The 19,768-nt window shown below is 64.4% G+C and carries 18 protein-coding genes and 1 riboswitch; of the genes, 9 read left to right on the top strand and 9 right to left on the bottom strand.

The features are described from left to right. Positions 1-7: 7 nt before the first annotated feature. Entirely contained in the window at positions 8-667 is a 660-nt protein-coding gene (locus IEJ03_RS11865) for a type 1 glutamine amidotransferase (protein ID WP_192035060.1), read from the bottom strand. Next, entirely contained in the window at positions 664-1,671 is a 1,008-nt protein-coding gene (locus IEJ03_RS11860; RefSeq protein WP_192035059.1) for an amidoligase family protein, read from the bottom strand. Before IEJ03_RS11860 ends, IEJ03_RS11865 begins: the two co-directional genes overlap by 4 nt. A 158-nt stretch (positions 1,672-1,829) precedes the next feature. Here IEJ03_RS11860 and IEJ03_RS11855 point away from each other — a divergent pair, with 158 nt between their 5' ends. Then, positions 1,830-4,184 (top strand): mechanosensitive ion channel family protein, encoded by a 2,355-nt coding sequence (locus tag IEJ03_RS11855; protein WP_192035058.1) that lies wholly within the window; start codon positions 1,830-1,832, stop codon positions 4,182-4,184. 13 nt (positions 4,185-4,197) lie between these two features. Here IEJ03_RS11855 and IEJ03_RS11850 read toward each other — a convergent pair whose 3' ends face one another. The 5 genes from IEJ03_RS11850 to IEJ03_RS11830 all read right to left on the bottom strand — a co-directional run bounded on the left by IEJ03_RS11850 (position 4,198) and on the right by IEJ03_RS11830 (position 8,668). Continuing rightward, the gene (locus IEJ03_RS11850) at positions 4,198-4,626 is read right to left on the bottom strand and encodes a hypothetical protein (RefSeq protein ID WP_192035057.1); all 429 of its coding nucleotides are present in this window, start codon (positions 4,624-4,626) and stop codon (positions 4,198-4,200) included. A 2-nt stretch (positions 4,627-4,628) separates the two neighbouring features. Beyond that, the gene (locus tag IEJ03_RS11845; RefSeq protein WP_192035056.1) at positions 4,629-5,642 is read right to left on the bottom strand and encodes a DnaJ domain-containing protein; all 1,014 of its coding nucleotides are present in this window, start codon (positions 5,640-5,642) and stop codon (positions 4,629-4,631) included. A 206-nt stretch (positions 5,643-5,848) separates the two neighbouring features. Next, positions 5,849-6,310 carry a cytidine deaminase gene (cdd, locus tag IEJ03_RS11840; RefSeq protein ID WP_347400980.1) on the bottom strand — a complete coding sequence of 154 codons (462 nt, stop codon included), beginning with the start codon at positions 6,308-6,310 and terminating at the stop codon, positions 5,849-5,851. Positions 6,311-6,514: 204 nt separating this feature from the next. Then, complete coding sequence (locus IEJ03_RS11835; protein ID WP_192035054.1) at positions 6,515-7,783, bottom strand: NupC/NupG family nucleoside CNT transporter; 1,269 nt, start codon at positions 7,781-7,783, stop codon at positions 6,515-6,517. Between the two features lie 60 nt (positions 7,784-7,843). Continuing rightward, positions 7,844-8,668, bottom strand: a complete 825-nt coding sequence (locus IEJ03_RS11830) for an outer membrane protein OmpK (protein ID WP_192035053.1) — start codon at positions 8,666-8,668, stop codon at positions 7,844-7,846. A 599-nt stretch (positions 8,669-9,267) separates the two neighbouring features. Between IEJ03_RS11830 and cyoA the strand changes: the two genes are divergently transcribed. From cyoA to IEJ03_RS11790, 8 genes are all read left to right on the top strand, one after another. Then, positions 9,268-10,266: a ubiquinol oxidase subunit II gene (gene cyoA / locus IEJ03_RS11825; RefSeq protein WP_192035052.1), complete on the top strand. Its 999-nt coding sequence runs from the start codon at positions 9,268-9,270 to the stop codon at positions 10,264-10,266. A 3-nt stretch (positions 10,267-10,269) separates the two neighbouring features. Beyond that, positions 10,270-12,288, top strand: coding sequence for a cytochrome o ubiquinol oxidase subunit I (gene cyoB / locus IEJ03_RS11820; protein WP_192035051.1), 2,019 nt, complete (start codon positions 10,270-10,272; stop codon positions 12,286-12,288). Positions 12,289-12,290: 2 nt separating this feature from the next. Continuing rightward, the gene (cyoC, locus tag IEJ03_RS11815) at positions 12,291-12,914 is read left to right on the top strand and encodes a cytochrome o ubiquinol oxidase subunit III (protein WP_192035050.1); all 624 of its coding nucleotides are present in this window, start codon (positions 12,291-12,293) and stop codon (positions 12,912-12,914) included. Position 12,915: 1 nt separating this feature from the next. Continuing rightward, a complete protein-coding gene (cyoD, locus tag IEJ03_RS11810; RefSeq protein ID WP_192035049.1) occupies positions 12,916-13,245 on the top strand; it encodes a cytochrome o ubiquinol oxidase subunit IV in 330 nt (109 codons plus the stop codon). A gap of 14 nt (positions 13,246-13,259) precedes the next feature. After that, positions 13,260-14,147, top strand: a complete 888-nt coding sequence (cyoE, locus tag IEJ03_RS11805; RefSeq protein WP_242457953.1) for a heme o synthase — start codon at positions 13,260-13,262, stop codon at positions 14,145-14,147. A gap of 172 nt (positions 14,148-14,319) precedes the next feature. Further along, the gene (locus tag IEJ03_RS11800) at positions 14,320-14,928 is read left to right on the top strand and encodes a Yip1 family protein (protein ID WP_192035047.1); all 609 of its coding nucleotides are present in this window, start codon (positions 14,320-14,322) and stop codon (positions 14,926-14,928) included. Positions 14,929-15,189: 261 nt separating this feature from the next. Further along, positions 15,190-15,873 (top strand): CBS domain-containing protein, encoded by a 684-nt coding sequence (locus IEJ03_RS11795; protein ID WP_192035046.1) that lies wholly within the window; start codon positions 15,190-15,192, stop codon positions 15,871-15,873. A gap of 251 nt (positions 15,874-16,124) precedes the next feature. Then, the gene (locus tag IEJ03_RS11790) at positions 16,125-16,655 is read left to right on the top strand and encodes a porin family protein (protein ID WP_192035045.1); all 531 of its coding nucleotides are present in this window, start codon (positions 16,125-16,127) and stop codon (positions 16,653-16,655) included. A gap of 124 nt (positions 16,656-16,779) precedes the next feature. On the opposite strand, the gene thiC is transcribed toward IEJ03_RS11790, so the two are convergent. After that, entirely contained in the window at positions 16,780-18,696 is a 1,917-nt protein-coding gene (thiC, locus tag IEJ03_RS11785; RefSeq protein WP_192035044.1) for a phosphomethylpyrimidine synthase ThiC, read from the bottom strand. An 83-nt stretch (positions 18,697-18,779) separates the two neighbouring features. Then, positions 18,780-18,917: riboswitch (TPP riboswitch) on the bottom strand. A gap of 134 nt (positions 18,918-19,051) precedes the next feature. Then, positions 19,052-19,720, bottom strand: a complete 669-nt coding sequence (tenA, locus tag IEJ03_RS11780; RefSeq protein ID WP_192035043.1) for a thiaminase II — start codon at positions 19,718-19,720, stop codon at positions 19,052-19,054. Positions 19,721-19,768 lie beyond the last annotated feature (48 nt).

Here is a 19,768-nt window from a genome sequence, read left to right as displayed (position 1 = left end):
GAAACGGTCAGCAGGCGGCGTCGACCAGGGCGCGGATCAGCCGTTGTTGGGGGCGGTTGAAGATCAGCCACTCGGGATGCCATTGCACGCCGATCAGGAAGTCGTGCTCCTTCGATTCGATGCCCTGTACCAGGCCGTCCCGGTCCCGGGCGACGATCTCGATGCCGCGGCCGGCCTCCTGCACGGCCTGGTGGTGCAGGCTGTTGATGCGACACCAGCTGACCTCGAGGATGCGATGCAGCTTGCTGTCGGCGACGATATCGACGGTCTTGCGGGGTAGCACGGTGCGCCGGCGCTTGAGGTCCTGATAGGTGGTGTAGATGTCGCTGTCCAGGGTGCCGCCGAGATATACGTTGATCAGCTGGGCACCACGGCAGATGCCGAGCACCGGGCAGCGACTGGGGATGAAGCGCTCGAGCAGGTCGAGCTCCAGGGCGTCGCGCTCGGGGTCGACGCGCACATCGAGCTGCACCTCGCCGCCGTAGAGGTGCGCCTCGATGTCATCGCCGCCGCCGATGATCAGACCGTCCAGGGTCTTGGGCACCGGGCGTGACGGCGACAGCCGCAGCGGGCGCCCGCCATGGCGCCACACGGCCAGCCAGTCGAAGGCCCAGGCGAGGCGGCTCTTGTCATCGGAGGTGGTGATGCCGATCAGCGGTCGGGTCATTCGTCCTTCATCCAGTGCCTGAGCCGCTCAAGCCAGCGCGACATGGGCGAGCGGGCATGATGGGTGAGATATTCGTGGGTGCGCTCCGCCAGCCGCTCGGGGTCGGCGGCGAGGCGCTCCACGGTGAGCCAGCGGTTCCATTCCACCACCGAGCCCCAGTTCTTTGCTGACAGGTGGGCATTGGGCAGCCGGTAGTGAAAGGTCGGCCGCGGCTTGACCAGCGCGTTCTTGAGCAGGGCATCGGGATAGTCCGGCCGCAGCCAGGCGAACAGCGGCAACAGGTCGAGTTCCCGGTTACGGGTCGGGTTGTCGTGCAGGTAGTCGCCGATCAGGGTGTCGAGATCCGGGGCATAGGCCGGATCGAGCACCTTGAGGGCATAGGCCTTGGGGAAGGGGTTGGCATGGGGCAGCACTTCCCGGGTGATGTCGATGTCGATCTGGTCACGCAGCCAGGGCGCCAGCAGCAGGTAGGCGCGCAGGTGGGCGAGCAGGCTGTCGACATCGGTGCCCGGCACCTCGGGGTTGAGGTGCAGCCCGAACCCGTAGAGCAGGCTATCGTCGGTGCCCTTGGCGCCATGGCGGCGCAGCGCATCGAACACCGCATCGAGCTCGGCGAGTTCATTCCAGGGCATCGGCGGGCAGACGATCTCGGTCGGCACCAGGCCGGCCACCACGTCGCCCAGCAGTTCCCGGGAGCGGGTATGCAGCTCGATGTGCCATTGATGACGCTGACGGGCCCATTCATCATCGCCACTCGGTGGAGCGGCGGTCACCTTGTCATCCGGGTGCACCATCTTGGCATCGAGCTCGATGGTGAAGTCACCCCAGCGTGTGCCTTCCACCTTCCAGCGATGGGGGCTGAGGGCGATGACCTGGCCACCGAATTGCTCGGCCACCAGGCTCGCCGCCGCCGATGGAGAGACGCAGGCGAATTCGATCTCGACGCCGACGCGGCGGAGATTGCCTTCCCGGTTAGTGGTAACAGGGGGCGATTGCGGATCCATGCCACACTCCCGTGAGCCAGAATTGGCTCCGCCAGCCTAGCATACCTGGCCCGGGCTCCGGCCAGCGCGTCGGCCGTCGGTGACAGGATGCCTCGGGCAGGGCATTCCTTTACCCTGACCAGGCCCCCTTCTCACCTTCAGCCACGACGGGAGTCTTTATGCTCGAGCCTTCATCACGTCCTTCGCCTGCCAGCCAGTGGCTGATCCGGGGGCTCTTGGCCCTGATGGTCATGCTGTTGTTGCCGTCGCTGGCGCAGGGGCAGGCATCGGGGCTGGGGCTCTCCGGGCTCGCCGGGGAGTCGTCCGGTAGCCAGCCGCCCCCCCGGGCGGTGGTGGAGTCGCTGGATACCGTGATCGCAACGCTCGAGAATGCCGAGCGACGCGGCGCGCTGCTGGAAGAGCTGAAGGCGCTGCGCACCAGCACCGCTGAGGTCGAAGGAGGCCGCGCCGAGGCCGGCCCACAGGGACTTCTGGGCGCCCTGGCGGATACCTTCAACGAGCTGGGGGAGCAGGCCGAAGACGGCCAGTCGCCGCTGAACCTGTGGCATCAGCGCCTGATCCAGGCCTGGCAGGATGCGGGCGAGCTGGTCCGCAATGCGGGCAATGTCGAGCTGCTGCGCCTGGCCGTGGAGGCCGCGGTGATGCTGTCGGTGTGGGTCGGCCTGCTGCTTTCGCTGATGGCCCTGGCCAGGCTGATGATGGGCCGCTTTGGCCTGCCCCTGGAGCTGCCGCGAGAGCCGAAGGCCTGGCTGCTCGGCGTGCACTTCCTGCGCCGCCTGCTGCCCTGGGCGGTGGCCTTCGCCATCATGCTGGCGATGGCGCAGCTCGTCGAGCCCAATGCGGCCGTCAGCCTGGCGCTGGTCACCGCCTATGTCTCGCTGTGTGGTCGCCTGCTGGCCTCGAGCTGCGAGGTGGTGTTCTCGGCCTTCACCCGTGGGCATCGTTATGTGGCTGTGCGCTCGCTCAGGACTCGAGCACTCAAGCGGCTGTTCCTGATCGGGGCGCTGATGGCGCTCGGGGATGCACTGGATGCCTCGCGCTTGACGATCCAGCTGGGGGAGGACCTGGCCTCCTTCCTGTCGATCGTCACCAACCTGCTGGCCGCGCTGATGAGCGGGGTCTTCATCCTGCGCTTCAAGCAGCCGATCAAGCACCTGATTCGTCACCGCCCCTATTCGCAGCGCAAGGTCCAGAGCACCACCAATGACGTGATCCGGGTGCTCGGTGGCCTGTGGCATGTGCCGGCGCTGCTGATGGTGGGCGTCTCGCTGGTGGCGCTGGTGGTGACGGTAGGCGATGCCGGCGAGGCCCTGCCTCGGGCGATCGGTACCGCGGCGCTGCTGATCCTGACCCTGGTGATCACCGGCCTGCTCAGGCGCTACGGCGATACCCTGGAGCGACGCAAGCGGATCTCGCAGTATCGCCGGCGCCTGGAGCGCTTCGGCTACACCCTGTCGCACATGCTGTGCTGGGCGGCCTTTGCCGAATTGTCGATGCGAATCTGGGGCGGCTCGTTACTGGGCGTCGGGCAGGAGGCCGCCGGGGCACGGATCGGCCAGGCGCTGATCGGCATCGGCTTCACGGTGCTGGTGGCCTGGCTGGCCTGGATCTTTGCCGACACCGCCATCCAGCGGGCCTTGTCGAAATCGGGTCGCTCTCGCGGTCGCCGCGTCAACAGCGCCCGGGCCCAGACCATCACGCCGCTGATCCGCAACGTGGTCTTCACCACCATCGTGGTGATCGCCTCGATCGTGGCCCTGGCCAATCTGGGGGTCAATGTGACGCCGCTGCTGGCCGGTGCCGGCGTGATCGGCCTGGCGATCGGCTTCGGTGCCCAGACGCTGGTGCAGGACCTGATTACCGGCATCTTCATCCTGATCGAGGACTCGCTGGCCATCGATGACTTCGTCGATCTGGGCGGCCATCTCGGCACCGTCGAGGGGCTGACCCTGCGCACCGTGCGGCTGCGCGACCTGGACGGCATCGTGCATACCATCACCTTCAGCCAGATCAAGTCGATCCACAACATGTCGCGCCAGTTCGGGATCGCCCTGATGCGCCTGCGCATTCCCCACGCCATGAAGATCGACGATGCCATCAGCCTGGTGCGCGAGGTCGCCGACGACCTACGCCAGGATCCCCTGATGCGCCATCACATCTGGTCGACGCTGGAGATGCAGGGCATCGAACGCTTCGAGGAGGGGGCGGCGGTACTGCGGATGCGGATGCGCACCGCGCCGGTGATGCAGTGGGACGTGGCCCGCGCCTTCAACCTGCGCTTCAAGCAGCGCCTGGAAGCGGATGGCCTTGAGCTCGCCATGCCGCGCCTGAGCCTGCAGATGGAAGGCCGGAGCGGTGATGCCCTGTACGACCAGGCATCTGAGATGAACCAAGAGGGGGAGCGCGACGGCTCGGCGTCGGGGCGTGATGTGCTGGGACGTTCCGTCGGCGAGGCGGGACGGGCGGCGGCGCCGGGCGCCCCTCGCACCCAGGGCTCACCCGGGGCGGGCTAGGCCGAGCCAGGAGCTAGCCGAGCCAGGCGTGATAGAGCGCTGCGCCGATGCCGGCGCCCAGGATGGATGCGCCGAGCAGCAACACGGGGAGCAGCCAGGGCGCGCGCCATTGCCGCCAACGGTCATGCAGGGCGACGGCGCGCTCGACCCGGGCGATCAGCAGATCGTGGCGGGCTCCGGTGTTATCCGGCGGCAGCGAGAAATCGTTGGCGGTGCTGTCCTGCCAGAAGGGGCCGTGGGTCAGGCCGAGCCGTGCCCGCAGCAGGCCGATGTCGCTGAGGGCGTTGAGCAGAGCATCGTATTCCTGGCGCCGCTCGGGTTCGCCCAGCACCGCCTGGGCATCGGCCTTGAGGGCGCTGTGATCGCAGGCCGCGATGGCCCGCTGGATGGCGTGATCGTCGGCGTCGCTCGGCAGGTTCAGGCGCTGGTAGAGATCCCGCATGCTCAGCTCGCTCGCATCAGATAATCATAGGCGTTCTTGATCCGCTGAAAGCGCCGCGAGGCGGTGGCCATGCGTGCCTCGCCCTCGGCGAAGAAACGGTCGGGATGGTGCGTCTGGGCCATTCGGCGGTAGGCGCGTCGAATCTCGCCGCGGTTGGCGCCCGGGGACAGGCCGAGTACCGCCAGGGCCCGCCGGGCCTGCGCATCGTGGGGAGGGGACTGCGTCCGGTGGCGGTGATGACCTGCCTCCTCGCGGTGCCGATGCTGGTATTGCTGTCGGGCTCGCTCTTGCCTGGCCTGCTCCTGGCGGGCGTTTTCCCTTCGTGCTCTTTCGCGATCAGCCCTGTCCCGATCAGCCCTTTCCTGTCTGTCCCGCTCCTGTTTATCCCGTTCCTGTTTATCCCGCTCTTGGCGCGCCCTTTCCTGGCGTTGCCTGTCTTGTTCGCGCCGGCGTCGTGCCTCCTGCTCGCGTTGCCGGGCCGCCTCCTGCTCGCGGTGACGCTCTTCCTGTGCGCGCTGGCGAGCCGCTTCTTGCTGACGCCTGTCCTCCCTGGCCAGCCAGTAGTCGCGCCGGCTGGGATCCTCGGGCACGGCATAGGGCCGTCCGGCCTGTTCGCCGTAGAGAGTCGCGAAGGCGGCGGGGGCCACGCCCAGCAGGTCGGCGAGAAAGCGCAGCACATGATGCTGGGCGATGCTCGGCTCGCCCTCGGCGACGCAGAGGGCAATCGCCTGACGCAGGAAGGGGTAGGCCTGTGCGCCGCCGCGATCCTTCTGCATGACCTCGGCGGCGAGTTGGATGGCATCGAAGTCCTGACGATCGGCCAGGGCGAAGATCGGCGCCAGGTCGTGGCCGTGTCGGCACTCATCAGCCAGCGTCTCGAGACAGGCGCGCTGCCTCTCGTCCAGGGGGCCTCGGCATGCCATCACCCAGGCGAGCAGCATCAGCCCGGCCGTATCGGCCTGGCTGCGACTGGTCAGCAGGAGGGTTTCGAAGGGGTTGAAGCGACCGCTGGGCATTCCCTGGCTCCGAAGTGACTCACGGGGCAATCGTTGTTGTGGTGCGCATCGTCATGACGCGGCATATGCAGCCGTGAGGCGTCGACGGCCGATAAACACTTATCCAAGAGGTATCGGCCTGACGGGGCAGGGCTTTAATCCGACCGGCGGTCCACCCGCGGCATGCTACGTCGAGGGCGGGGCGCTTGCCAGTCGACGATCGGGTATCAGGCGGTCATCGGCGAGGGCTTGCCGATGTTCTCCGGGCCGAAGGAGTCCGGCAGCAGGGTTTCCATGTCGTAGCTCTTCAGCACTTGGCCACCGGCGTCCAGCACATGAATGCGTGTGGACGGGGAGGCGAACTCGCGAATGCGCTGGCGACAGTCGCCGCAGGGGGTGCACAGGTGCTCGCCCGGGCCAATCACGTAAAGCGTGGCGATCTGCTGGGTGCCGGCGGAGACCATGGCGGCGATCGCCGAGGCCTCGGCGCACAGCCCCTTGTAGTTGGCGATCTCGACATTGCAGCCCAGGAACCAGTCGCCCTCGGGGGTCTCAAGGGCCGCCCCCACCGGGTGCCGGGAGTAGGGCACATAGGCCCGGTCGCGTGTAGCGATCAATCGGGCGCGCAGCGAGGCATCGAGCGTGGAGGTGTCGTCTGGCATGTGGCAGGGACTCCGGTGGTGGTTCATCTGACAGAATGGCGTCTTGTGTCGGTCGCACGAGCGCCTTTTCAGCATGGCGTCATCGCCGTCTGTTGTCATGACGCCGAGGGCAACGCCAATGCAAGAGGGGTCGCGGCTGATAGGGCACAATCAAGACCGCCCCGGCCAGGGGCTCGGGGCGGCAAGAGGCTCTGGCAAGAAGTTCTTGCAAGAAGCGTAGGCGGGTCAGCCCTAGCCGGCGGCCAGGGCGATGAAGAACCCTGCGATGGTCGCCGACATCAGGTTGGAGAGGGTACCGGCCAGTACCGCCTTCACGCCGAAGCGGGCGATCTCGTGGCGCCGTCCCGGGGCCAGGCTGCCTAGGCCGCCAAGCAGGATGGCGATCGAGGACAGGTTGGCGAAGCCGCACAGGGCGAAGGACAGGATCGCCACGGTGTGCGCCGACATCGCCGCACCGGTGGCGGCAACCAGCTGTTCGCCCTCGATGTAGGGCGCCAGGTTGATGTAGGCGACGAACTCGTTGACCACCAGCTTCTGGCCGATGAAGGAGCCGGCCAGGGTGGCTTCCTCCCAGGGGATGCCGAGCAGGAAGGCCAGCGGCGAGAACAGCCAGCCCAGCAGTTGCTCGAGGCTCAGTGCTTCCAGGCCGAACCAGTCGCCGACGCCGCCGAGGATGCCGTTGACCAGCGCGATCAGGCCGATGAAGGCCAGCAGCATGGCGCCGACGTTGGCGGCCAGGCGCATCCCGGAGCTGGCGCCGGAGGCGGCGGCGTCCAGCACGTTGGCGGGCTTGTCCTCGTCCTCGATGTGCTGGATGGTGTCGGCGTCGTCGTCCTTGGGCGTTTCGGTCTCCGGCATCAGCAGCTTGGCGAAGAGCAGGCCGCCCGGTGCCGCCATGAAGGAGGCCGCCACCAGGTATTCCATGGGAATGCCCAGCGCCGCGTAGCCGGCCAGCACCGAGCCGGCCACCGAGGCCAGGCCGCCGCACATCACCGCGAACAGCTGTGAGGCGGTCATGTTATTGATGAAGGGACGCACCACCAGCGGGGCTTCGGTCTGGCCGACGAAGATGTTGGCGGTGGCCGACAGCGACTCGGTGCGCGAGGTGCCGAGCACCTTCTGCAGTGCGCCGCCGAGCAGGCGAATCACCCACTGCATGATGCCCAGGTAGTAGAGCACCGCGATCAGCGACGAGAAGAAGATGATCACCGGCAGGACCTTGATGGCGAAGATGAAGCCCACCGAGGATGGGTCGGCCAGCCCGCCGAACAGGAAGTCGATGCCGTCGTTGGCATAGGTCACCACCTGGCTGACCGCATCGGAGATGGTCTCGAGCACCGCCTGGCCGAAGGGCACGTACAGCACGAAGGCGCCGATGCCGGCCTGGATGGCGAAGGCGCCACCCACGGTACGCAGGCGGATGGCGCGTCGGTTGGTGGAAAACACGAGGGCGATCAGGATGAGCGTCGCCATCCCCACCAGGCTCATGAGTATGGTCATGGGAAGTCCTTCATGGCAGCGAATGCGGCCCGCACCGCATGGCGGTCCGGGCCCTTTGCATTACAGGAAGTTGTACTTGAGCGTGTAGATCACCGCGTTCTGGTAATCCTCGGGGGTGCCCAGCTTGTTATCCGCGTAGCGATACTGAACGCCGGCAGTCAGGCTCGAAATCGGGTGCCACCATAAAGAAACCGCCCCGTTGGTGCCAACGCTTTCCGCCTTCTCAACGCGACCGAAATAGTTCTGGGTGAGGTAGTCGTCGTCACGCTCGAAGGTCTGTTCGTGCCAGTTGGTGACGCTGAAGTCCTGGTCCAGGGCCTCGAAGGCATAGCCCAGCACCCAGCCGGCCATGTAGCCGTTCATGCCGGTGTAGCTATTGCTCTGTACCCGTGCCGCGCCGAGGAAGGGCTTGAACCACAGGCCATTGTCGAAGGTGTGGATATAGCCGACGCCGAGGATCTGATCCTGCTCGCGGGCGTTATAGCCATAGTCGCGGAAGTCGTAGATATGGGCGTAGACGGTGAAGGGCGAGTCACCCAGATAGATATGGGAGGTGATCTTGCCGGCGGTGCGGAAATTGTCCTTGCCGCCGCTGTCCTCGTCGAACTGGTCGTTGCCGGGGTTCTCCAGATCGAAGAAGCCGTAGACCTCGCCCCAGGCGAAGCCGGCGCCGCCCTCGAGCTCCAGATAGGGGAAGTCGCCCTTGGCGGCGAAATCTTCAGTACGTTCCTCGGTGCCCTCGGACCAGTCGAGGTAGTTCACCGAGACATTGGCGAAGGACCAGGCCGGATCCATGCCGGCGGCCTGGGCGGGGGCGGTGGCAGAGGCCACCAGGACGCTGGCGCCCAGAACGGAGGAGGCGCGGCGCAGAGAGAGGGAAGACATAGAACAATTGCCTTGATGGGACTGTTGTTGTGGGAGCTGAGGGCACCCGGGGGACGCAGGAAACTGCCGGCGCGCATGATACCAAAGGGGATGAGGCGTCTAACAATTTTTTGCACTAACGTTAGGTTGCGTATGCGCCCGCTCCCATGATGAGCTGTGCCGAAGACATCGAGGCGTGCGCGTTGGTGCGATAAGCAGACCTCCTCTTCCCGGTCACGATGTCGCACCCTTCAATTATCTCCCCCCTTGGCGCGCCGCCCCCTCTGCCTTCCCCGGCGTTCCATGCCAGGGCATTCCAGGTGGTTAGACAGGGCTTCAACCGCCTCCCCCTGCGACATCCCCCTGCGACAAATCGTCACTGTTGCACTCGTGTCTTATCCCCGAGGATACCGGCCACCGAGGCCTGACCTGCGTAATGGAAATGCCTTACGCACGAGGTCGTGTCGCGTTGCGTGGCAGCGATGGGTTGCCGCTTACGGCCGCAGGGTCCGTCCCTGAACCCACCGGAAGTGGCTCTCTTGGTTCTGCGCATACACTAGCTGGCTAATTTTCTATCCGTACAAGGTTAGCCTGATTTCGTGCCCTGACGAGGTCGTAGGATGAGAAGAAAGAAGTACTTACGTGTGCTGAGTCCGCTGGTGCTCGTGTCGCTTGCCCTGTTGCTGACAGGGTGCGATTCGGCACTGATGGATCCGAAGGGGCAGATCGGGGAGGAGCAGCGCACCCTGATTCTGACCGCGTTCGGCCTGATGCAGATCGTTGTCATTCCGGTGATCGCGATGACCCTCGCCTTCGCCTGGCGCTATCGTCGCAGCAACCGGAATGCCACCTATAGCCCGGATTGGCACCACTCCAACAAGGTGGAAGCGGTGGTGTGGTTCGTGCCCTGCGTGATCATCGCCTTCCTGGCGGTGCTGACCTGGTACACCTCCCACAGCCTGGACCCGCACAAGCCCATCGTCGCCGAGGATACCGATCAGGAGCCGATGGTGATCGAGGCGGTCTCGCTGGATTGGAAGTGGTTGTTCATCTATCCGGAACAGGGCATCGCCACGGTCAACGAACTGGCCTTCCCCGAGGATACTCCGGTGCGTTTCCGCGTCTCCTCCGGCTCGGTAATGAACTCCTTCTTCATTCCGCGTCTGGGTAGCCAGATCTATGCCATGGCCGGCATGGACAATGACGTGCACCTGATCGCCGACGAGCAGGGGGTCTACCCCGGCCGCTCCACCAACTACAGCGGTGCCGGCTTCTCGGGCATGACCTTCGACGCCCATGTGGGTTCTCAGGAAGACTTCGAGGCTTGGGTCGCCGAGGTGCGTGAGTCGTCCGAGTCCCTGACCTTCCCCGAGGAATACTATGAGCTCGCTGCGCCCTCCGAGGACAACGAGATCCAGTACTTCTCCGAGGTATCCCCGTCTCTCTACGAGAGCATCATCAAGAGCTTCCATGCCGGCGGTGACCACGAACAACGTGTGTCCGAATTCGCCGACAGCTACGCCGAAGGCTTCGGTCACGGTTCGGCCCACAGTGATGACGGTCACGGCGAATCGGCCGAGTCTCACGGCAAGCCCATGAGCGCGGAGGCAGCGGAGTAAATTATGTTCGGAAAACTCAGTCTAGAGGCGATCCCGACGCACGATCCCATCATCATGACGACCATTACGGGCATCGTCTTGGGTGGGTTCGCGCTGGCGGTTGCCATCACCTACTTCAAGAAGTGGGGCTACTTGTGGAAGGAATGGATCACCTCCATCGACCACAAGAAGCTCGGTATCATGTACTTCATCGTGGCGCTGGTGATGCTGCTGCGCGGCTTCGCGGACGCCATCATGATGCGCTCCCAGCTGGCGATGGCGTCGGCCGGGGCCGAGGGCTTCCTGCCGCCCTCGCACTATGACCAGATCTTCACTGCCCACGGCGTGATCATGATCTTCTTCGTCGCCATGCCCATGGTCATCGGCCTGATGAACCTGGTGGTGCCGCTGCAGATCGGTGCGCGTGACGTGGCCTTCCCGTTCCTGAACAACCTGAGCTTCTGGCTGTTCGCATCGGGCGTGATCCTGGTCAACGTGTCGCTGTTTGCCGGCGAGTTCGCCAAGACCGGCTGGCTGGCCTATGCGCCACTATCGGGGCTCGATTACAGTCCCGGGGTCGGGGTGGACTATTGGATATGGGCGTTGCAGATATCGGGGATAGGCACGACCCTGACGGGGATCAACTTCTTCGTCACCATCCTCAAGATGCGCACCAAGGGCATGACCCTGTTCCGCATGCCGATCTTCACCTGGACGTCGCTGTGCGCGAACATCCTGATCATCGCCTCCTTCCCGATCCTGACCGCGACCATCGCGCTGCTGACCCTGGATCGGTATCTGGGCATGAACTTCTTCACCACCGATCTCGGTGGCAACATGATGATGTACGTCAACCTCATCTGGGCCTGGGGCCATCCTGAGGTGTACATCCTGATCCTGCCGGCCTTCGGTGTCTTCTCCGAGGTCATCGCGACCTTCGCCAAGAAGCGCCTGTTCGGCTACAACACCATGGTCTGGGCCACGGTGGCGATCACCTTCCTGTCGTTCATCGTCTGGCTGCACCACTTCTTCACCATGGGCGCTGGCGCCAACGTCAATGCCTTCTTCGGCATCATGACGATGATCATCGCCATCCCCACCGGGGTGAAGATCTTCAACTGGCTGTTCACCATGTACCGCGGCCGCCTGGAGTTCACCTCTCCGGTGCTGTGGACCCTGGGCTTCATCATCACCTTCACCCTGGGTGGCATGACCGGCGTGATGCTGTCGGTGCCGGCGGCGAACTTCGTGCTGCACAACAGCCTGTTCGTCATCGCCCACTTCCACAACGTCATCATCGGCGGCGTGGTATTCGGTATGCTGGCGGGCCTGACCTACTGGTTCCCGAAGGCCTTCGGTTTCACCCTGGACGAGAAGTGGGGCAAGCGCTCCTTCTGGTGCTGGTTCATCGGGTTCTATGTGGCCTTCATGCCGCTCTACGTGCTGGCCTTCTTCGGTGCCGTGCGTCGCATGCAGTCCTACAGCAACCCCGAGTGGCAGCCGCTGATGATCGTGGCTTGGGTCGGGGCGCTGATCATCGCCGCCGGTATCGCCTGCACCGTGATCCAGTTCTACGTCAGTATCCGTGATCGCAAGCAGAACCAGGACGTGACCGGCGATCCGTGGGATGCGCGCACCCTCGAGTGGGCGACCTCTTCGCCGGCGCCGTTCTACAACTTCGCGCACCTGCCCGAGGTGAAAGGCGTCGATTGCTTCTGGGACGACAAGCAGGCCAACGGTGGCGTGCCGCCGGTGTCCGCACCGCCCTACCAGGACATCCACATGCCCAAGAACACCTGGGAAGGCCCGGTCCTGTCGCTGTTCGCGACCATCGCTGGCTTCGCCCTGGTGTGGCACATCTGGTGGCTGGCGATCCTGGGCGGCATCGGTGTCTTCGCCACCTTCATCGCGCGCGTCTTCAATGAGGACGTCGACTACTACGTCCCGGCGGCGGAAGTGGAGCGCATCGAGCGCGAGCATCGCCAGCGCTTGAAGCAGAAGGGTGATCTTGCGCACTCAACTCGTCTGGAGATGCAGGGCTAATCATGGCAACCGATACTCTTAGCAACCAAGGTCATGCCCACGGGCATGACCACCACGACGATCATCACGATACCGCGGGCACCAAGATCTTTGGTTTCTGGGTCTACCTGATGAGCGATCTGGTGATCTTCGGCTCGCTGTTCGCCACCTACGCCGTGCTCCTCGGGGGCACGGCCGGCGGCCCGACGCCGGGCGAGATCTTCGATCTGCCGCTGATCCTGATCAGCACCTTCCTGCTGCTGATCAGTAGTTTCACCTACGGCATGGCCGTGCTGGCGATGAATGCCGGCCGCGTGGCCCAGGTGCAGAAATGGTTGATCATCACCTTCCTGCTCGGGGCGAGCTTCATCGGCCTGGAGTTCTACGAGTTCCAGCACCTGATCCACCTGGGCTTCGGCCCGGATCGTAGCGCCTTCCTGTCGGCCTTCTTCACCCTGGTCGGTACCCACGGCCTGCACGTGATCTTCGGCCTGATCTGGATCCTGGTCATGCTGGTGCAGCTCAAGAAGCAGGGGCTGACCGATGTCACCCGTCCGCGGATCATGTGCCTCAGCCTGTTCTGGCACTTCCTGGACATCGTCTGGATCTGCGTCTTCTCCTTCGTCTACCTGATGGGAGTCCTGTGATATGAGTGGCTCACACGCGTCTCACGACAACAGCCATGGCAGCGTCAAGTCCTATGTGATCGGCCTGATCCTGTCCATCGTCCTGACGATCATTCCCTTCGGGGCGGTGATGACCGGGGCCTTCGATACCCTGGCGACCGTGATCATCATCGTGGCGACAGCCGTCGCCCAGCTGCTGGTGCAGCTGGTGCTGTTCATGCATATGAACACCAAGGCCGATGAAGGCTGGAACTTCATGTCCTTCGTCTTCACCGTGACGATCCTGGTCCTAGTCATCGGAGGTTCCTTGTGGATCATGCATCATCTTCATCTCAACATGATGATCGGCTGACGCAGACGCCCTCCATGCTCAAGGACTACCTGACCCTCACCAAGCCGGGCATCATCGGCGGCAACCTGATCTCCGTTCTGGGCGGCTACTTCCTGGCCGCCCAGGGCCAGTTCGACCTGCTGCTGTTTTTCTCGGCGGTGGTGGGACTGGCACTGGTGATCGCGTCCGGGTGTGCCTACAACAACGTCATCGATCAGGATATCGATCGCGTGATGCGGCGCACCCAGAATCGCCCGCTGGTGCAAGGGCGGGTGACCCCGGCGGCCACCCTGTGGTTCGCCACCGGACTGGGGCTTGCCGGCTTCGGCCTGCTGGCCCTGGGCACCAATGCCTTGACGGTGGGCCTGGCGGCCTTCGGCTTCGTCATCTATGTCGGCGTCTACAGCCTGTGGATGAAGCGTCACTCCGAGTACGGCACCTTGGTCGGTAGCCTGTCCGGTGCCGTGCCGCCGGTGGTGGGCTACTGCGCCGTCACCGGCACCTTCGATACCGGGGCCATGACGCTGCTGACCATCTTCTGCCTGTGGCAGATGCCGCATTCCTATGCGATCGCGATCTTCCGTCTGGAAGACTATCGCGCGGCGTCGATCCCGGTCTTGCCGGTGGTGCGGGGCATTCATCGTGCCAAGCATCATATCCTCGGCTGGATCCTGGCCTTCATTCCCGCGACCCTGGCGCTGAGCATCGCGGGCTATGCGGGGCCGGGTTACTTCGCCGTCGCCCTGGGCATGGGCGTCTACTGGCTGTATCTGGCCTGCAAGGGCTATCGCGCTCAGGACGAAGTGCGCTGGGCCAAGAGCGTTTTCGGCTTCTCCATCCTGACCATCACGGCCCTGAGCCTGATGATGTCGGTGGATGCGGCCCTGCCCGAGGCGCCGCTGCTCTGGACCTCGCTGCGCTGATCCTTTCCTGATCAGAGTCTCTCTGATCGTTCCAAAGCGTTGAGACGACGGTGAAAGCCGTCGTCGGCGCTTCCTTCCTGCCTCTGTCTATACTGCCGATATCACGCATCGTCTGCGTGTGCCTGAGGTCGGCGCCTGCTGACCTCGTCTGCCGATAGAGGGAGGTGTCCCGATGCTGACGCATGTCTGGGGCCTGATGGCCCATCCGCAACGCGAATGGAAGCAGATCAAGGAAGAGCGCGAGACGCTCACCCATCTCTACGAGCATCATGTGTTGTTGCTGGCGGCCATTCCGGTCCTTTGCTCCTACATCGGTACCACCCAGGTGGGGTGGGGGCTGGGGGGCGAGACCACGATACGCCTCGGCTACCTGGATGCCCTGGGTGCCGGGATCGTCTTCTATCTGGTGATCCTGGCCGCGGTCTATGCGGTGGGCAAGGTGATCCGGGCCATGGCCAAGCGCTTCACACCGACGCCGCCGAAACAGAGCGAGTGCATCATATTCGCGGGCTATGTGGCCACGCCGATGTTTTTAAGCGGTCTGGTGGCGGTCTACCCGCTGATCTGGCTGTGTCTGCTGGCCGGCATCATCGGGCTCTGCTACACCGCCTATCTGCTGTATCTGGGCATTCCCAATTTCCTCAATATCGACCGAGAGGCCGGTTTCATCGTCTCGAGCACCACCCTGGGGTTCGGGGTGCTGATGCTGGAGGTACTGCTGGGCCTCACCGTGCTGCTGTGGGGCTACGGGGAGCGCATCATCCTCTCGCTGCTTGGCTAATCCCCGGCGCACCGGCCCCGTCATGACTCACCGCCAGGCTGCGTTGCCGAAGCCAGAAGGCAGCCTGGAGGTGGTCGCTCACTCACGCTGCGAAGGCCTCATGCCAGGCCGCTAACTTGGCTTGTGGCTTCCAGAGGGCAGCACTAGAGTTTGATCAGGGCCAGGCGGGATTATCCTCCTTGCGCGCGGTGCCGGGACGAACCGACAGGCACCCTGCACGAGGTTGGCCTGAGCCATCTGCATTCATCAGGAGGATGTGCCATGCATGCTGTCGATGTGATGACGCCTACGGTTGTCAGTGTCTCCCCCGCGACGGGAGTTCAGGAGATCGCTCGTCTGCTGCTCGCCCACCGTATCAGTGCGGTGCCGGTGGTCGATGACGACCTGCACCTGCTGGGTATGGTCAGCGAGGGGGATCTGATGGGACGCGTCGAGAATCAGGCCGAGAAACCGACGCCCTGGTGGCTGGCGCTGGTCTCGTCGGGGGCTGAAACGGCCGCCGGCTACATCAAGACGCACGGCCAGGTGGCGCGGGATATCATGACGCACCCGGTGGTCCAGGTGGAGGAAGGTGCCACGGTCGGCGAGATCGCCCGGTTGCTCGAGAAGCGTCATATCAAGCGCGTGCCGGTGACCCGAGACGGCAGGCTGGTGGGCATCGTCAGCCGCGCCAATCTGCTGCAGGGCCTAGCCAGCACGCCGCCGGCAAGCGAAGGCACCGTGGATGATCGCAGCCTGCGCGAGGCCCTCAACAAGGAGCTGGAGGAGAAACTCAACACCGTGCGCGTCAACGTCATCGTCAAGGATGGGGTGGTCGAGCTGTGGGGGCTGGTGGCCAGCGATGAGGAAATGAAGGCGGTGCAGCTGGCCGCCGAGAACCAGCCGGGCGTCAAGCGCATCGAGAACAACCTGAGCCGCATGCCACTGGGCTATGGCGCCATGTAACGGCAGGCGAAGCACCGTGCGGTGAGGGCACGAAGGGTGGGTCGACGAGTGTGAGCCTTCACATGCCCGGCATGTCATGACCTTCGAGGTAAGGGGAAGAGGGAAAAGAAACGAGAGGGAGAATCTACTGGCGCAATCAGCGGCAATGGACCATCTTGGAACAGGGATATAGAACGCTGTTTCAAAACCCTGCTTGTCGAGCATTTCCAAAGAAATGCCCTGATCAGGGTTCCTGATGGAGGAGGTGGTGCATGAAATGGTTCATGATGCCGGTGGTGGCCTGCGTCGCATTGTCAGCCATGGCCGGCAGCGCTCAGGCTCAGCAGATGAGTATTACCCCGGCGGCCTATCTGGGCGCCGATGTCATGTTTTGGGACTTCGACCCGAACGGTCGTTTCTCCGCCGAGAGTGAGGCGCTTAGGCTTCGCGCCGGCATGCAGTTCAACGACTACTTCGCCCTCGAGGGGCATCTGGCCACCGGCGGATCGGATTCGATCGGTCCAGTGGACATCGACCTAGACTACCTGGCCGGCATCTTCGCCAAGGGCTTCCTGCCGGTGTCCCGGGAGTTCCGGCTCTATGGGTTGCTGGGTGCCAGCGAGGTGTCCTTCGAGAACGTCAGATTCGACGGCGACGACAGCGAGAGCGGTTTCTCCGGTGGCATCGGCGCCGAGTTCGACATGAGCCGCAACCTGTCGTTTGGCGCCGATTACATCCGCTATCTCGATGAAGACAGCTACACCTTCGACGGCTTTAGCCTAGGCGCTACCTACCGCTTCTAGGCTCGCTTGTCGCCGTCGCGTCCCACGACCTCGCCTGGCTCCGCCTGACGCAGGCGATAACGGCAAGGCCCCGCAAATGTGAGCATCATTGCGGGGCCTTTTGGGTTTTGGGGCGGGTTAGGTTCTACACCTCCTGGTAGAGCCGGGCGCCCGCGGCCTTGAAGGCTTCGGCCTTTTCTTCCATGCCCTTCATCACGGCCTGACGGTCGTCCTCGAGGCCATGCTCGGCGGCTGCGTCCTTGGCCCCGTTCTTGAAAGCAGCGTCGCGCACCTCCTGACTGATCTTCATCGAGCAGAACTTCGGCCCGCACATGGAGCAGAAGTGCGCCACCTTGGCCGAGTCCTTGGGCAGGGTCTCGTCGTGATAGTCCCGGGCGGTGTCCGGGTCCAGCCCCAGGTTGAACTGATCCTCCCAGCGGAACTCGAAGCGCGCCTTGGACAGCGCGTTGTCACGGCGCTGGGCGGCGGGGTGGCCCTTGGCCAGGTCCGCGGCATGGGCGGCGATCTTGTAGGTGATGATGCCGGTCTTGACGTCGTCCTTGTTGGGCAGGCCCAGGTGTTCCTTGGGAGTCACGTAGCAGAGCATGGCGCAGCCGTACCAGCCGATCATGGCAGCACCGATGCCGGAGGTGATGTGGTCATAGCCCGGTGCGATGTCGGTGGTCAGCGGGCCGAGGGTGTAGAAGGGCGCCTCGTCACACTCGGCAAGCTGCTTGTCCATGTTCTCCTTGATCAGGTGCATCGGCACATGCCCGGGGCCCTCGATCATCACCTGGACATCATGCTGCCAGGCGATGCGGGTCAGCTCGCCGAGGGTTTCGAGCTCGGCGAACTGGGCCGCGTCGTTGGCATCGGCCACCGAGCCCGGGCGCAGGCCGTCGCCCAGCGAGAAGGCCACGTCATACTGCTTGCAGATCTCGCAGATCTCCTCGAAGTGGGTATAGAGAAAGCTCTCCTGATGGTGGTAGAGGCACCACTTGGCCATGATCGACCCGCCCCGGGAGACGATGCCGGTGACGCGCTTGGCCGTCAGCGGCACATAGCGCAAGAGCACCCCGGCATGGATGGTGAAGTAGTCCACCCCCTGTTCGGCCTGCTCGATCAGGGTGTCGCGGAACACCTCCCAGGTCAGGTCCTCGGCCACCCCGTTGACCTTCTCCAGTGCCTGGTAGATGGGCACGGTGCCGATCGGCACCGGGGCGTTGCGGATGATCCACTCCCGGGTCTCGTGGATGTTCTGACCGGTGGACAGGTCCATGATGGTATCCGAGCCCCAGCGGATGCCCCAGGTCATCTTGTCGACCTCGTCCTCGATCGAAGAGGTCACCGCCGAGTTGCCCAGGTTGCCGTTGATCTTCACCAGGAAATTGCGGCCGATGATCATCGGCTCGGCTTCCGGATGGTTGATGTTGCTCGGGATGATGGCCCGGCCGGCGGCCACCTCGTCACGCACGAACTCCGGCGTGATCTCCTCGGGAAGCTGCGCGCCGAAGCCCTGGCCAGCGTGCTGATGGCCTAGGATGCGTTCGACCTCCGCCGTCCCCAGTGCTTGCCTACGCTGATTTTCCCGGATGGCGATGAACTCCATCTCCGGCGTGATGATGCCCTGGCGGGCATAGTGGAGCTGGGTGACGTTCCTGCCGGCCTTGGCACGGCGCGGGGTACGGGTCAGGTCGAACCGCAGTGGGGCGAGCATGGGATCATTGGCGCGGCGGCGGCCGTACTCGGAGCTGGGACCCTCGAGCCACTCGGTGTCGTTGCGCTCATCGATCCAGGCCTCGCGCAGGGCGTTCAGGCCGCGGCGCAGGTCGATCTCGGCATCCGGGTCGGTGTAGGGCCCGGAGGTGTCGTACACCAGCAGCGGCGGGTTGGTCTCGACGCCGTCGGAGGTGGTGGTCGGCGACAGGGAAATTTCGCGAAAGGGCACGCGGATGTCCGGGCGTGACCCCTCGACATAGACCTTGCGCGAGCCGGGCAGGGGCGCGATGGCGGCCGCATCGACGCGGGCCTGTTCGTTGAGGAAGTGCTGGGTGTTGCTCATGCGATGTGTTCTCCCGAAAGCATCAGGGAGGACAAGCGAAGGAGAGACAGGGGCTGGCGGCGAGTCGGACTCATGAGAAGGCGGCCTGCCTGTCGCTTGATCCCTACGCTGGTACCCTCCCGAAGGAATTAACCAGATCAGGTTCAACGGAATCCGTCCTGCCACGCGTGAGGCGTGTTGGGCGATCTCAGCCGGTATCACCGGCACCCCGTCAAGCGAGTGATGGGAGCCGTGGCTCCCGGTGGAGGTCTTCAATAGCTGTTCGGCACCACCCGACCGAACGGCCTGTTGCTACGAGCCCTTCTTCAGCAGGCCCCTTGGCGGAGCAAATGGCAGCGGGCTCATGGCAGTGGGATCAGTCGCGGCGATCCAGCCCCATCTGCCAGAAATCGATCTCGAGCCGCGTGGCCTCAGTGAACACGCGGCTCAGCTCCTGGAAGCGTCGCGGGCTGACCTCCGCGAGGCGCGCATCGAGCCAGGCGCGCTCGTCGTGCATCGCGGCCTGGAAGTCGTCACTTTCGTACATGGCGATCCAGGCATCATAAGGATTGGCCTCGCCGCGCACCGTGAAGGCCTGGGTGTTCAGCCAGTTGGCGATCTCGCCGTAGCCGATCAGGCATGGGGCCAGCGCCACATGCAGGTCGAGCAGGTCGCCGCGGTGGCCGGTCTCGAGCACGTAGCGGGTGTAGGCCAGGGTGGCGCGGGCCTCGGGCAGCCGGGCCAGGTCGTCTTCGCTGATGCCCCATTCGCGGCAGAACCCGATGTGCAGGTCGAGCTCCACGTCGAGGATGGTTTTCAGACCGTCGAAGGCCTGACGCAGCTCGGCCAGGGTACGGCTCTTGTAGGCCGCCAGGGCATAGGCCCGGGAGAAGTGGACCAGGAACAGGTAGTCCTGCTGCAGGTAGTGACGGAAGGCACCTTCGTCGAGGCGGCCGGCGCCGAGGGCGCGCACGAAATCGTGTTCCAGGTAGGCGCGCCAGTCCTGGTGGCAGGCGTCGGTCAGGTCACTGAAGCGATAGCCCATCTTGCCTCCGTTGCGGTCTGGATTCGGGGCACGGGCGGCATAGGGAAG

It is taken from the genome of Halomonas sp. YLGW01 (genome assembly GCF_014840935.1).
Taxonomy (GTDB): domain Bacteria; phylum Pseudomonadota; class Gammaproteobacteria; order Pseudomonadales; family Halomonadaceae; genus Onishia.
The sequence above is the reverse complement of the archived record's forward strand: the minus strand, read 5'-3'. Positions and strand labels throughout refer to the sequence as shown.